Source organism: Staphylococcus sp. GDY8P47P (assembly GCF_016892225.1).
GTDB lineage: Bacteria > Bacillota > Bacilli > Staphylococcales > Staphylococcaceae > Staphylococcus > Staphylococcus borealis.
On record NZ_JAFENV010000010.1, the window covers coordinates 1 to 14,169 of the forward strand.

Consider the following 14,169-nt stretch of genomic DNA (forward strand, 5'->3'; position numbering starts at 1 on the left):
ATGATATATGAATACAATTAAAAGTACAATACACACAGAAGCTATATTCAGTAGTGATAAAAAACACCGCTACTTACTCAAGAAAACTTGGGATGAAAAGAAACCCGCTTGTACAGTGATAACGATGTATCCTCATTTAGATGGTGTATTATCACTCGATCTCACAACTGTTCTTATCCTCAACCAATTAGCTAATTCAGAACGATACGGTGCTGTATATCTTGTAAATCTATTCTCTAATATTAAAAGTCCAGAAAATCTCAAACATATCAACGAGCCATACGATGAACACACCGACATTCACTTGATGAAAGCGATAAGTGAAAGTGAAACAGTGATTCTTGCTTATGGTGCTTATGCGAAACGACCTGTTGTCGTCGAACGTGTTGAGCAAGTGATGGAAATGTTGAAGCCTCACAAAAAGAAAATTAAAAAGCTTATAAACCCAGCAACAAATGAAATTATGCATCCACTTAACCCTAAAGCACGTCAAAAATGGACTTTAAAATAAAAGGAGGATTATCTATGAACCATGAAACCACACACTCAGACTGGCGAACGGTTGCTAATTGCTTAGCATCGCAAAATTATATTTCAATTGTAAAAGGACTAGTACATCATTTCGCAGCAATTAAAGATGAGGAAATATTGGATAAAATCTATGATGATTTTATGGATGATGACTCTATAACAACGGTACTTAATAATGATTTACAGACAATTATTAACCATTATCTATTAAAATGAAAACTATATTCTAATAAAACTAGAGCATCCTTCACTTAGCGGTGAGGGATGCTCTTAAATTTATTTTTTGTTTTTTCTAATTTCTTATATTTTTTAATTATAAATGAAAGTTAATAGATTTGTTATACTACCAGTTCATTTGAGACATATCTACTTTTTTCTGTTATATCAAAACTATCCTGGTCAATAGGAATTTTCACTAATATGCCTGAATCATTCATTCGAACTTTGTGATACAGATTATTTTCAATGGTATACAAATCGAAATTTGTATTTATCTTATCTATGAGTTCTTTTGTTAATGAATAATATTCAGGAATAAGATACAAATAAGGTTTGTTACTTGCAGAAGTATTCCCTAAAAATATAATTTGTTCTTTACAAACCAATAATTCCAGTATTTTTTCTATCTTTTCTTTTTCTTGGTTTAAAAATCTAAATTGCTTAGCTTTTAAGGAAATGTCAACTAGCATTGACATAAAAATGTCTAAATTTTCATCTTTCATTAATACGTCTCTCCTTTTAGTTAACATAATAGGTCTTTATCAGTATCAAACGAACATCTTTTGTAGTAATCCTTTTTTTCGTTGTTTTAATAACTCAATTTTATGTATCTGCTTATTAATCTTTCTATTAATTATCTGAAACAATCGTGCTATTTGTTTTTGTTCCTTTAATATTGGAATTAGCAACTTTATTTGTTCCATCTGTTTTCTTGACACTTCAGAAAATGTTGATCCTGCTCCTACTTTTTCAGCATTTCTTTTTAAAATACTCGTCATTGAATATAAAAAATATGAATCTAAATCGTTCTCTTTTGGCACTATTGATTGAAATCCTTGATTAGTAGTCGCTTCTTTAGAGAGTATAGCTGTTTTTCCTATGCCTGCTCTTGAAGTAAATAACACTGTGCCTATTGGAAGCATCTTTGCTGAACTTTTTTCTAGTCCTTTTTCAGTTATTCTTCTTTGACTAGTACTCACAAATTCCTTATCTCCTATTTCAACTGGTGAAAACCAATTTATATCGCCATCCCAATATTCACTTTTTTTCGTACTCGGTGTTCCTCCACCTACAATGTTGGCGATATTACCTAACTTCTTCATTTCCCAATTGGGATAATTATTTCCATTTTCATCTTTAAATCTTAACTCTTGAGAAAAAATCTTTTGTATATAGCCTTTCTTTTGTTGTTCTAATAATTTTAATTTTTTCTCTTCTAATTCAATATGTTGGTCGAGTTTGCTAAAAAAATACCCAATCTTTTCTTGTTCTTTAATTGATCCTTTGTATAATCTAATATTTTTTACTAACTCCCAATCAGCACGTGGCATTTTTGAACCTGCGGATTTGTTAGTCACACTGCTAAATCTATTGGTTTGTATAAAATAATAAAGAAACTTGTTAACTAGGACATCTTTATTTAGTGTGTTTAACACCCATATTTCCGATGAACATACACCATCTATTGTGGCATAGTAGTATTTATTTAAATAAGGTCTTAGCTTGCTATATAAGACATTACCCTTTTTAAATTTATTCTTTTGACTTGTAAAGTCATTAGATATATATGTATCAAGTAATCGACCAGTATTTTGCTCGATACTGTCTAATTCAATATCTTTTGTAGCTTCTTCTTTTTTAGGATCAAATTTTTTACTTTTGTTAGTTACAACATCACTCAATAAATCATAAGACCATTCATTTTTAAATTCTGGAAACCTGAGTTTTGGAGTATTAGTTTGTTCAATCATATTTTAACACTCCTAGTTTTTTATTGAGGCATATATTGATTTCTGATTTTACATTATGTATGTTTGCTCGTTCATAGTCTAAGCTCTCAAGTTGTTGTATTACTTCATGTTTTATTACATATTCATTTTGATAAGCCATTCATTCATCCACCCTAAACTTAATCTTTCTTTAAATATATCAAAATTTAATAATAATTAATATTGGACGCGTTATTTTATACTAGATAAATAACGAACTTTTTTTTAACATAGTATATTTATTACTTTTTATCTGTAAATCCGACTAATAATTTTACTAAAAATCACTTAACTTGTAACGTTAATTTAAGTCGCAAAGTTTTTTCTCCATTCTTACTATACCTTCCTCATCAGCATTACTAACTCCATCCTTGAAGTTATAGCCAAACTTCTGATAAAAAGGAACTGCAGTAATTGATGCTGGTATTTCTATCCGGCTAGCTCTCTTATAAAACTCATCGTCTTCCAATGTATTAATAATAAGTTTTCCAATCCCTCTACCTTGGTATTCAGGTAAAACAAAAATAGTGAAAAAACTACTCTCTGTTAGACTATCCCAATAGGGACCAATTGCACCTGTCGCAATGATCGTCTCCTCATCTCTAAATACATAAAAGTGAGTCCAAGAAGCTCTTTCGATGATTGATGGCACAGTTATATTCTCAGCATCTTTTACCAAGTCTTCTTTAGAATAATCAAAGATGTTCGTTTCAAACATTGCTCGATGAATTAGCTTAACAATTTCCTCAGCATCCTTTTCTTCAAAACGTTGAATATTAATGCCCATAAAATCATCTCCCTTGCTTTTAAAAATACTCTTTGCTAAGTATTCATCTAGGCCTTCTTTTTCTACATAATATTTTTTAATTCAAATATAATAAACTATTAATCAATCATAAATATTGTACAATACATTTTATCAATCATTAAAAAACCGCATCATTTATGATATGCTTCTGCGTATCGGTTAATGATGCGGTTTTTAATTAACGTCTTTTTGTTATAAGTCTTAAAGAAATACTAAACAAGCAAAATAATTTTTCTTAACTGAAACGAAAGAACGACAAATTCCATACTATTACATTGGAATTTGTCGTTCATTTATTAGAAGCATATATTTTACAAGCTTATAAATTAATTGTTACAACAATTATTATTATCCTGCTGCTCTTTTTCATTTTTCTCTTTTTTTTCTTCAATTTCTACTGAACAACAAGATTGTTCCTGAGGTTTTAATTTTTTTAATACGTCTTTGACTCCCATTATCTCACCTCCTTTAAATAACGATGTTCACAATCAAACCTGTAGAAATAGCTACAACTAAAATGGCGATAACGAATGATATTACAAATTTTTTCTTGAATAACTTAGATAGCAATACGACTTCTGGAATACTTGCGCCAGCACCACCAATTATTAATGCTACTACTGTTCCTAGCGACATACCTTTTGATACTAATGCTTCGGCTATAGGTAACATTGTTTCTGGTCTGATATACATAGGGATACCGATAACAGAAGCAATAAAGATCGATATAAAACCATCACCACTTGCATACTTAGTTATAAATTCTTCAGGTATGAATCCGTATATAAAGGCGCCAATAAATACACCAATAAATAGATAAGGTAACATTGGGTATAAAAATGCCCACGCATCGTTTAATGCTTGTTTAAAACGAGATCCTGATTTATTAGCAAAAAAGCCATCACCTTTAACATTGACCCCTTTATAACTTTCAGCTAAATTCATTTTTGAAAACACTAAACCTGTTAAAATACTGAAAATTGCTAGTACTACAAAATAAACAACAGCTACTTTCCACCCTAATAATGCCCATAACATAAATATCATTAATGGATTCATTAACGGTGAAGCAATTAAGAAACTCATTGCTGGACCAAAAGGAACTTTGGAATTTAATAGACCTGCAAGTATTGGAATAGTTGAACAAGAGCAAAATGGTGTAACAGCACCAAATATCATACCTAATATATAATTGACGGCTTTATTAGGTTTGCTCAAAAGCTTTTTAATTTTTTCTTCTGAAACAACTTGTTGAATCAGACTTACTATAAAACTCACTACTATAAATAGTAATAATAATTCAAAAAATAACATCAGAAATGTTTTTATGAATCCCATAATTGAATCTACCATTAGTATAACGCCTCCGAATTTATTTAATCAACTTTTCTTGATATAATAATCAAAAAAAATTGATTAATTCTATGTTAAAAAGAAGATACTTAAAGTATCTTACAGCAAGTATCTTCTTTTAAAACCACCTGTATTTGTTGCTCATTAATTTTATAATAATTCCATGTGCCATGCTTTTCAGCAATAAGAATATTTGCATCTACTAATTTTTTTAAATGATAGGAAAGTTTAGATTGTTTTAATGCTAATAATTCTTCTAGATCACAAACACATAAAGATTTTGAATCACTTTGACGTATTGAATGTAGAATTTTAAGTCTGATTTTATCAGCTAGCGCATTAAACATCTGTTCATAAAAGTCTAATTGTTCTTCCTCAGTTCTATTAGGACTGGACTGAATAATTTCCATTAAATAATCACCTCTCTTATATATAGATATTTCTATTTTTGTTTGAGTTCTTGTATTGCTTGTTTGTAGTTATTTTCTGTTGATTCACCATACTGATGAATATTACCTTTAAAGAACTCCTTCTCCATATATATTGTAGCTTCTTTTAAAGTGACTTCTCTTGATACCATAACAAGATTTAAATAACTTACAAAGTAACCAACAGATAAAGTACTTGCGTGGTTTACTCGCAATCAGGCACACCTCCTTATTGTCTAAATAATTTTATTCCATTTAATACATCAACTTTTTTTGATATATTAAATATAAACCAATATATACATTATTGCAAGATTAAAAAACTATAATTTTACATAAACTTAGACATGCTCCACAGCAATAGTAAAAATATTTTCTTCCTAGCTATATTATTAGAAACTCAAATTAAGTAAAATTTTAAAAATCCAAATCAATACATAGACACCAATCTATATAGATGTTAATCTATGATAGTAAAATAATTAATGAGGTGAGTATAATGTTAAATATTGAAATATACGAAGAAGCTATGTGCTGTTCTACTGGCGTATGTGGTCCAGAACCGGATGAAACACTAATAAAGACGAACCAAATCAATGAATATTTAAAACAAAATCAAATAGAAGTTCATCGTTATAATATGAACAATAATCCGAACGAATTTATTAAAAATAAAAAAGCTATTCGTTTAATTCAAGAAAAAGGTAATGAAGTTTTACCAATCACTTTTATAGAAGGCAATATAGCTAAAACGGGCGCTTATATTACCCAAGAAGAAGCTGATGAAATTATTACGGTTAATCAGATGAGAAATGGAGGATGCTGTGATGGAGATGGATGCTGTTAAATACTTAAATAAATTGAATTTAGATAACGTTGAGTTAACAAAATATTTGTTTTTTACTGGTAAAGGTGGCGTAGGCAAAACGACGATATCAAGTTTTATTGCTTTAAACTTAGCAGAGAATGGAAAGAAAGTAGCTTTAGTAAGTACTGATCCAGCTAGTAATTTACAAGATGTATTTCAAATGGAATTATCTAATAAATTAACTAAATATCAACCTATACCTAATCTCTCTATAGCCAATTTTGACCCGATTGCTGCTGCAGAAGATTATAAAGCACAATCTATAGAACCTTATGAGGGTATTCTACCAGAAGATGTGCTTTCTGAGATGAAAGAACAGTTAAGTGGTTCGTGTACAGTTGAAGTAGCAGCTTTTAATGAATTTACAAATTTTTTATCCGATAAAACTTTAGAACAAGAATTTGATTTCATTATATTTGATACAGCTCCAACAGGTCACACCTTGAGAATGCTTGAATTACCTTCTGCATGGACAGATTATTTAAATACAACAAGTAATGACGCTTCTTGCTTAGGTCAATTATCGGGTTTAGATGAAAATAGAGATAAATATAATTCGGCACTTGAAAAACTACGTAACCAAGAAGATACGACCATGATGTTAGTTGCGAGACCTAGCCACTCTTCTATATATGAAATTCAAAGAGCGCAACAAGAATTACAACAACTGTCAATTTCTAAATTCAAAGTAATCATTAACAACTATATAGAAGAAAGTCACGGTTTAATTTCGAGTCAGATGAAATCAGAACAAGATAAAAACATTAATCATTTTATTGAATGGTTAAATAACAATCATGCTTATTACGTTCCATATAAAAAGCAGAAAGAAGAAGGTATAGAAAGTTTAACTAATCTATTAAATGATGATAACTTAATTGAAAATGATGACTTTATTGTTGAAGATCATCCGCAATTCAATAAATTAATAGATGAAATTGAAAATAGTAAAGTTCAATACTTATTTACAATGGGAAAAGGTGGCGTTGGTAAAACGACAGTAGCAACGCAGTTAGCTACAGCATTATCTAATAAAGGACATCGTGTTCTTTTAGCAACTACTGACCCTACTAAAGAAATTAATGTTGAAACCACAAGTAATTTAAATACTGCTTATATTGATGAAGAACAAGCATTAGAAAAATATAAAAAAGAAGTACTAGCAACAGTGAATGATGATACACCACAAGACGATATTGATTATATTATGGAAGATTTAAAATCACCTTGTACAGAAGAAATAGCATTTTTCAAAGCCTTTAGTGACATTATGGAGAATCAAGAAGACATGGATTACGTAATTGTAGATACAGCTCCTACAGGCCATACCTTGCTGTTACTTGATTCTAGTGAAAATCATCATAGAGAATTAAAGAAAAAATCAACTCAAACTACCAGTAATGTTGAAACATTATTACCCAAAATTCAAAATAAAAATTTAACACAGATGATAATCGTAACACTAGCAGAAAAAACACCTTATTTAGAATCTAAACGTTTAGTAGAAGATTTAAATAGAGCTAATATAGGCCATAATTGGTGGGTTGTTAATCAATCGTTAGTTACGCTAAATCAACGTGATGACCTTTTTAGTAACAAAAAAGAAGATGAATCATTTTGGATAAACAAGATTAAAAATGAAAGTCTTGATAATTATTTTGTCATACCTTATGGGGGGTTATCATAATGAAAAAAATTGTAATCATCGGTTCAGTTGCTGCCGGTACAAGTGTCGCGGCTAAAGCAAGAAGAAATAGTGAAGATGTGGAAATTATCATTTTTGATAAAGATAGTGATATTTCGTATTCAGTATGTGGTATCCCCTACTATATAGGCGGTAATGTATCTGATATTGATGAACTCACGCCAAGAAATGCTAAATGGTTTAAAGAGCGCTTTAATATAGATATTTATACAAAACATGAAGTGAATCAGATAAATGATACTGATCAAACAATAACAGTTACCAATTTAGTAAATGGTGAAAAGATGATTCAAGAATATGACGAATTAGTATTAGCCACAGGTTCATCGCCTAAAGAACTGCCTCAATTAGATAGCGAAGAATATAACAATGTGTTTAAAGTTAAGAATATTAATGATGCGAAAGCAATTTATAATTATATTGAGGACAATGATGTTCAGAATATAACAATCATTGGTGGTGGATTTATTGGTCTAGAAATGTTAGAACAATTATCTAATTACAATACTTCAATTATTCAACGTAGTACTTTTATGCCTCATTTAGACGACGATATCAGTTTTATGATTCAAGAATATATTGAAGATAAAGCTAACGTATATACCAATAATGAAATAGATATTGTTGATTATGATGAAAATCATACAATAAATAGAGTGAGCTTAAAAACTGGCGAATTAATTGATACAGATTTAATTATTATTGGGATTGGTGTCATACCAAATACTAAATTAGCTAAAGAAATTGGTATTAATATTGGAAAATCTGGAGCAATACAAACCAATAAGTATTTTGAAACAAATATTCCTCACATATATGCAATTGGTGATGTAGCAGAAAGTTATAATTTAATTACTGGTGCCCCTATATATAGACCGCTAGGTTCTACAGCAAATAAAATGGGACGTATTTTAGGAGATCGATTAACTGGTGGAAATCTAGAACATAAAGGGATTTTAGGAACAGGCATTGTTCGTATATTTGATATGACAATTGCCCAAACAGGCTTAACTGAAAAAGAATCTATTGATTTAGGTATTGATATTGATGTATTACACAATGTGAAACCGAATCGTCCAGAATATATGCAAGGCCAAGAAATGGTAATTAAAGCTATATTTGATAAAAACAATTCTAAATTACTGGGTGCCCAAATTATTGGGTATGAAGGTGTAGATAAGAGAATAGATGTACTAGCTACTGCTATAACGTTTGGTGCCCATGCAGAAGATTTATTTCATTTAGATTTAGCATATGCGCCTCTTTTTTCTACAACTAAAGATCCTGTTATTTATACAGGGATGATTGGACACAATATTACTCGAGGACGCAAAATTATAACGCCTGAAGAAGTCATAAAACAAAATAATGATTTATTGATTTTAGATGTACGTTCTCCAAAGCAATTTGAAGTTAATCATGTTGATGGAGCGATTAACGTCCCATTGAAAATGTTGAGAAGTTATGCAAAAACATTAGATAAAAATCAAAAGATAGTGACTTATTGTAATAAAGGTACTACTGGGAATGCTGCACAAAACGTACTTATTAATTTAGGTTTTAAACAAGTGTTTAATTTGTCAGGTGGTAATAAAAATTATCAACGTTATAAAAGGTTTCAAGTAGAAAGGAAGAAGAAAAATTGAATTATAAAGAAATTTCACAATACTTAAAAGTGATTGCTGATAGTAGCCGTCTTGAAATATTAGACTTGTTATCTTGCGGTGAATTATGCGCTTGTGATTTATTAGAGCATTTTTCTTTTTCTCAACCCACATTAAGTCATCATATGAAAGTATTAAAAGACAATAATTTAATTACATCCAGAAAAGATGGTAATAAAATTTTATACAAATTGAATCATGACGTATTGGATAACGTTACATCACGACTCACTCTATTGAGTTCCAGTACTGTCCCATGTATATGTGAAACAGTAGAGAAAGGTGAGTGTTAATGATGACGATATTAGCAATCACAATATTTGTATTAACGTTAATTTTTGTTATATGGCAACCTAAAGGTCTAGATATTGGTATTACTGCATTAATTGGTGCTGTAGTTGCTATAATCACTGGCGTTGTAAGCTTTTCAGACGTACTAGAAGTTACTGGAATTGTTTGGAATGCGACTTTAACTTTTGTTGCAGTTATTCTTATTTCACTCATATTAGATGAAATTGGATTCTTTGAATGGTCTGCCATACATATGGTAAGAGCATCAAAGGGTAATGGCTTGAAAATGTTTATCTTTATCATGCTCTTAGGTTCAGTTGTAGCAGCCTTCTTCGCAAATGATGGTGCGGCTTTAATACTGACGCCTATTGTTTTAGCAATGGTACGTAGTTTAGGATTTGATAAAAAAGCGATATTCCCATTTATTATTGCTAGTGGTTTTATTGCAGATACTACGTCTCTTCCATTAATTGTTAGTAATTTAGTTAATATTGTTTCTGCTGATTACTTTGATATTGGATTTGTTGAGTACTTCAGTAAAATGATTATACCTAATATATTCTCTTTAATCGCAAGTATTCTTGTCTTATGGTTTTATTTTAGAAAGTCTATCCCAAGAAAATTTGATGCAGTAAATATTAGAGAACCAAAAGAAGCGATTAAGGACAAAAAGCTTTTTAATATCTCGTGGATTGTACTCACTGTATTGCTAGTTGGTTATTTAATAAGTGAGTTTATAAATATTCCAGTATCAATTATTGCTGGTATCATTGCTTTAATATTTGTATTATTAGCACGTAAGTCTAAGGCTGTGCATACGAAACAAGTAATTAAAGGTGCGCCATGGAATATTGTTTTATTCTCTATTGGTATGTATCTTGTGGTATTTGGTCTAAAAAATGTGGGCATCACAACGCTTCTTGGTGATGTACTAACAAATATTTCAAATTACGGCTTATTTAGTAGTATCATGGGCATGGGCTTTATAGCTGCATTCCTTTCATCCATTATGAACAACATGCCAACTGTTTTAATAGATGCAATAGCGATTGGTCAATCTCAAACAACAAGTATACTCAAGGAAGGCATGATTTATGCGAATGTTATCGGATCTGATTTAGGACCTAAAATAACACCAATTGGTTCGTTAGCAACACTTCTCTGGTTACATGTGCTTACTCAAAAAGGTGTTAAAATTTCTTGGGGACAATACTTTAAAATCGGTATTATTATAACGATTCCGGTATTATTTATCACACTGTTAGGGTTATATCTAACACTTATTATTTTCTAAAAAAAGAGGAAACTATTTATGGATAAAAAAACAATTTACTTTATATGTACAGGTAATTCATGCCGTAGCCAAATGGCTGAAGGCTGGGGTAAAAAAATCTTAGGAGATGAATGGCAAGTATATTCTGGAGGTATTGAGGCACACGGTGTAAATCCAAAAGCAATAGAAGCTATGAAAGAAGTTGGAATTGATATATCAAATCATACTTCTAATTTTATTGACAAAAATATACTAAACCAATCCGATTTAGTAGTAACTTTATGTAGTGATGCTGACAATAATTGTCCTATATTGCCGCCGAATGTAAAAAAAGAACATTGGGGATTTGATGATCCAGCAGGCAAACCTTGGTCAGAATTCCAACGTGATAGAGATGAAATCAAAACCGCCATTGAATCATTTAAAACTAGATAAACTTTAAGCGTCTCAATATCATTGGGACGCTTTTTTATTATTAATTATTTTATACTTTTTGATTTATCTCCAGGATTAGTCATTTTTCTTATCTATTTAATTTACACACTAAAAAATATCCTCCTTAACAATAATAAGTTATTTAAATTATTGATTACGGAGGATATCTTTATATCTATTTATTTCTCAATCTAGAACTAGATTTTTATCGTGCTTTCAGTTCATTTCCTGTCATCCATTTATGATTTTTAATGATTTTACCATTATCTTTGGATTTGTAATCAACTACGTAAACAGTCGTCTTTTTCACGTTATCTATATTGGCTGTAGCACCTTTCATACCAGACATATGACTTGCTTCTAATTTAACAATATCGCCCTTACTAAATCCATCTTTAGGTGCATCTTTAATCTCTTCGTTTACGACCCATTTATGATTGTTTACTTTTTCATTTCCATTTGTGGGTTTATAACTTACAACATAGGCATATGTTTTATACGCACCTTTTACAGTAGCTTCTGCACCTTTCATACCTGGCATATGCCCTGCTGTAATCGTTACTTTATCTCCCACTTTAAATTCACCCTCATTCGTCGATTTCATATCTTCTGGAACTTTACTTTCATCATTATGCTTCATATGGCTCTCACTTTTTTGGTCATTAGTGTCTTTATCTTTTTCATCATTATTGGAGCAAGCTGATAATATTAGTAATGATCCTAATATCATAAAAAATAATTTTTTAATCATAATAAAACTCCTATCTTTTATTTTAATTTTAATGTAAAGGCATTAATTGCAACAATAACCGTACTTAGTGACATTAAAATAGCACCTATTGCAGGTGATAAAATCAAGCCGATAAATGCTAAAACACCGGCTGCTAAAGGTACAGCAACAATATTATAACCTGCACCCCACCATAAGTTTTGCACCTTGGTCTTTGTCATGTTTCCATAATCCAGATGAATGTGGGGATGGTGAGTTTTGAACAAATCCATTAAAATGTATCTGCTTCTTCGGCATATGTTTTTCCTCCTAAATGTAGTTTCGTTGTGCTTAATAGTGACTGTTGAGGAAATTTTAAAATTTAATTTAATATTTTTTGAATTACTTTACTCATTTCCTAAGATGAAAATTCTCAATATATAGAATTTTCAGATAATATATACGCTAGTAAATATAGCGAATATTATATACTTCGTCAACGCCAAAATGGTAAATGATATAAGAATAGTCGGATTAAATCGGTAAAATGTTTTTGTTTATTTTTAGGAAATCAAAATTTATCGATATTTGTGTTTGCTACTTACAATGGTATAAAATATAAAAGAGATTATTAAGTCACATATATAAGAATCATGAACAATTGAACGCAATTAGTACGGACATTCAAACATTATTAGATTTAAAAACAGAAAGGATACTATTGAATAATGAATAAATTACAAAAAGATGGTTATTCAAGATATGATTTAATGAAAAGTTTAAATTATGAGGGTATTGAACAAGATTATAATGAAATATTAGCGTACTTTGCTGATCTACCTGAAGATGATTATGCCCCTAACCTTAATAGATATAGAAGATACTCTAGAGCAATCGTGTTACCTGGCACAGAAGATGTTTTTTGGCTTCCTACCATTGAAAGAAATGGCGTTGATTATTCTGCGTATTTTCAAGGGAAGTTTAATCCAGAACATTCTGGCTCATATAGAGAACTCCATTCTATTGATGAAAATATAAGAAGTAATAAATTGTTGAACGATATTATAATAGCCAACTATCATGAAACGTTTTGGAACGAAGAGGATAAAATTTTACCGATTCATGTGGGTGTGCATTTCGTTAAATTGTATGTAGAAAATGACGGAGATAAAGCTGTTTCCTCACCGAACTGTTTACACCAAGACGGAGAGCCGTTTACTTTTGCTCATTTAATTGAAAGAAAGAATATTGTTGGTGGAACGAATGCTATCGCTGTACCGGAAGCTGCTGGGAATAATCCGGAAGATACTGATGAAAACAATATAATAGAAGTTTTTGAAATGGAGAACCCTTTAGAATCCTACGGCGTTTACGACCCTAATGTAAGTCATTATGTAAGTCCAGTTGAAAAAGGATCAGAACAAGGTACAGGTCTTAGATCTGTCATATTAATTGATTACCAACAAACAGTTGTTGCAGATGTCGATGAATAATAAAATCCCCCTACTTGTATAACAGTAGGGGGATTTTAAAGTTCATCATTACGGCAATAAGTTAAATTCAAACTAAAAAAGCAATGAAATAAGTGCGATTATAGGGAGCCCGCCTTGTTTTAAAATTATAGATTTTTGACTAGTAATTGTCCCATATATAGCAACTAAAATGATATAAATTAAAATACAAGTAATTAATTCTCTAGGATTATGGGAAAAGAACAGCGCATATAATAACATCACACCCAGAAGTCCATTGTATACACCTTGGTTTTTCATAAGAACCTTTAAATTGGGCTTTTTTAATTCTTCCTGCTTAATATTGAATATTTTACTAGTTCTAAGGGAAGTCGTTTTAATCGTTTGTAATATCATTATATATATAAATTCAATAGCAACTAATAAAACTAAAATTACTGTAACAATACTCATAAATGAATACACCTCTTTTTCAAATGAACTTTCCATATATTAATATCACAACTTTAACTGGGGAGTAATAAATTAAGTGATTTGAAGTAACTCTCCTTCAATAACTCCAATTCTTTTGTTCAATACTTCTTTTTGGTTATTCAAAACCCCTAAATGTACTTCTAATATTGTTTTTATATGACGAATTGTAA

Annotated in this window: 19 protein-coding genes and 1 pseudogene; 9 read left to right on the plus strand and 11 right to left on the minus strand. The window is 30.3% G+C overall.

Annotation, left to right across the window (positions count from 1 at the left end; translation table 11 throughout):
- Positions 1–7 precede the first annotated feature (7 nt).
- Positions 8–511 carry a DUF1643 domain-containing protein gene (locus JVV30_RS02995; RefSeq protein ID WP_204193339.1) on the plus strand — a complete coding sequence of 168 codons (504 nt, stop codon included), beginning with the start codon at positions 8–10 and terminating at the stop codon, positions 509–511.
- 14 nt (positions 512–525) lie between these two features.
- Positions 526–747 (plus strand): hypothetical protein, encoded by a 222-nt coding sequence (locus JVV30_RS03000; protein WP_070508389.1) that lies wholly within the window; start codon positions 526–528, stop codon positions 745–747.
- A gap of 122 nt (positions 748–869) precedes the next feature.
- Here JVV30_RS03000 and JVV30_RS03005 read toward each other — a convergent pair whose 3' ends face one another.
- From JVV30_RS03005 to JVV30_RS03035, 8 genes are all read right to left on the minus strand, one after another.
- Positions 870–1,253, minus strand: coding sequence for a hypothetical protein (locus tag JVV30_RS03005; RefSeq protein ID WP_103365504.1), 384 nt, complete (start codon positions 1,251–1,253; stop codon positions 870–872).
- Positions 1,254–1,298: 45 nt separating this feature from the next.
- Positions 1,299–2,501: a restriction endonuclease subunit S gene (locus JVV30_RS03010; RefSeq protein ID WP_149809826.1), complete on the minus strand. Its 1,203-nt coding sequence runs from the start codon at positions 2,499–2,501 to the stop codon at positions 1,299–1,301.
- On the minus strand, positions 2,494–2,640 hold the full coding sequence (locus tag JVV30_RS03015; RefSeq protein ID WP_149809827.1) for a restriction endonuclease subunit R: 147 nt from the start codon (positions 2,638–2,640) through the stop codon (positions 2,494–2,496). Before JVV30_RS03015 ends, JVV30_RS03010 begins: the two co-directional genes overlap by 8 nt.
- 180 nt (positions 2,641–2,820) lie before the next feature.
- Entirely contained in the window at positions 2,821–3,306 is a 486-nt protein-coding gene (locus tag JVV30_RS03020) for a GNAT family N-acetyltransferase (protein WP_037570011.1), read from the minus strand.
- A gap of 347 nt (positions 3,307–3,653) precedes the next feature.
- A complete protein-coding gene (locus tag JVV30_RS13405) occupies positions 3,654–3,782 on the minus strand; it encodes a hypothetical protein (RefSeq protein ID WP_002488994.1) in 129 nt (42 codons plus the stop codon).
- A 13-nt stretch (positions 3,783–3,795) separates the two neighbouring features.
- Positions 3,796–4,680 (minus strand): permease, encoded by an 885-nt coding sequence (locus tag JVV30_RS03025; RefSeq protein ID WP_031886422.1) that lies wholly within the window; start codon positions 4,678–4,680, stop codon positions 3,796–3,798.
- A gap of 89 nt (positions 4,681–4,769) precedes the next feature.
- Positions 4,770–5,090 (minus strand): ArsR/SmtB family transcription factor, encoded by a 321-nt coding sequence (locus tag JVV30_RS03030; protein WP_031588348.1) that lies wholly within the window; start codon positions 5,088–5,090, stop codon positions 4,770–4,772.
- 32 nt (positions 5,091–5,122) lie between these two features.
- On the minus strand, positions 5,123–5,323 hold the full coding sequence (locus JVV30_RS03035) for a hypothetical protein (RefSeq protein ID WP_031886421.1): 201 nt from the start codon (positions 5,321–5,323) through the stop codon (positions 5,123–5,125).
- 284 nt (positions 5,324–5,607) lie between these two features.
- Here JVV30_RS03035 and arsD point away from each other — a divergent pair, with 284 nt between their 5' ends.
- Genes arsD through arsC form a run of 6 tightly spaced genes read left to right on the plus strand, consistent with a single transcriptional unit; the run spans position 5,608 to position 11,344 of the window.
- Positions 5,608–5,955 (plus strand): arsenite efflux transporter metallochaperone ArsD, encoded by a 348-nt coding sequence (arsD, locus tag JVV30_RS03040; protein ID WP_031886420.1) that lies wholly within the window; start codon positions 5,608–5,610, stop codon positions 5,953–5,955.
- Entirely contained in the window at positions 5,936–7,663 is a 1,728-nt protein-coding gene (gene arsA, locus JVV30_RS03045; protein WP_031886419.1) for an arsenical pump-driving ATPase, read from the plus strand. The genes arsD and arsA overlap by 20 nt, the downstream gene beginning before the upstream one ends.
- Entirely contained in the window at positions 7,663–9,327 is a 1,665-nt protein-coding gene (locus JVV30_RS03050; RefSeq protein ID WP_204193343.1) for an FAD-dependent oxidoreductase, read from the plus strand. Before arsA ends, JVV30_RS03050 begins: the two co-directional genes overlap by 1 nt.
- Positions 9,324–9,638 carry an ArsR/SmtB family transcription factor gene (locus JVV30_RS03055; RefSeq protein ID WP_002441914.1) on the plus strand — a complete coding sequence of 105 codons (315 nt, stop codon included), beginning with the start codon at positions 9,324–9,326 and terminating at the stop codon, positions 9,636–9,638. Before JVV30_RS03050 ends, JVV30_RS03055 begins: the two co-directional genes overlap by 4 nt.
- Positions 9,638–10,930, plus strand: a complete 1,293-nt coding sequence (gene arsB / locus JVV30_RS03060; RefSeq protein WP_031886417.1) for an arsenite efflux transporter membrane subunit ArsB — start codon at positions 9,638–9,640, stop codon at positions 10,928–10,930. The genes JVV30_RS03055 and arsB overlap by 1 nt, the downstream gene beginning before the upstream one ends.
- Positions 10,931–10,948: 18 nt before the next feature.
- On the plus strand, positions 10,949–11,344 hold the full coding sequence (arsC, locus tag JVV30_RS03065) for an arsenate reductase (thioredoxin) (protein ID WP_031886416.1): 396 nt from the start codon (positions 10,949–10,951) through the stop codon (positions 11,342–11,344).
- A 205-nt stretch (positions 11,345–11,549) separates the two neighbouring features.
- On the opposite strand, the gene JVV30_RS03070 is transcribed toward arsC, so the two are convergent.
- Positions 11,550–12,095: a YdhK family protein gene (locus JVV30_RS03070; RefSeq protein ID WP_204193346.1), complete on the minus strand. Its 546-nt coding sequence runs from the start codon at positions 12,093–12,095 to the stop codon at positions 11,550–11,552.
- Between the two features lie 17 nt (positions 12,096–12,112).
- Positions 12,113–12,283: pseudogene (locus JVV30_RS03075) on the minus strand (copper-transporting ATPase); the annotation flags it as partial.
- A 498-nt stretch (positions 12,284–12,781) separates the two neighbouring features.
- Here JVV30_RS03075 and JVV30_RS03080 point away from each other — a divergent pair.
- Positions 12,782–13,546, plus strand: coding sequence for a 2OG-Fe dioxygenase family protein (locus JVV30_RS03080; protein ID WP_044291500.1), 765 nt, complete (start codon positions 12,782–12,784; stop codon positions 13,544–13,546).
- A 72-nt stretch (positions 13,547–13,618) separates the two neighbouring features.
- On the opposite strand, the gene JVV30_RS03085 is transcribed toward JVV30_RS03080, so the two are convergent.
- Positions 13,619–13,978, minus strand: coding sequence for a DUF1304 domain-containing protein (locus tag JVV30_RS03085; RefSeq protein ID WP_002511730.1), 360 nt, complete (start codon positions 13,976–13,978; stop codon positions 13,619–13,621).
- Between the last annotated feature and the right edge of the window lie 191 nt (positions 13,979–14,169).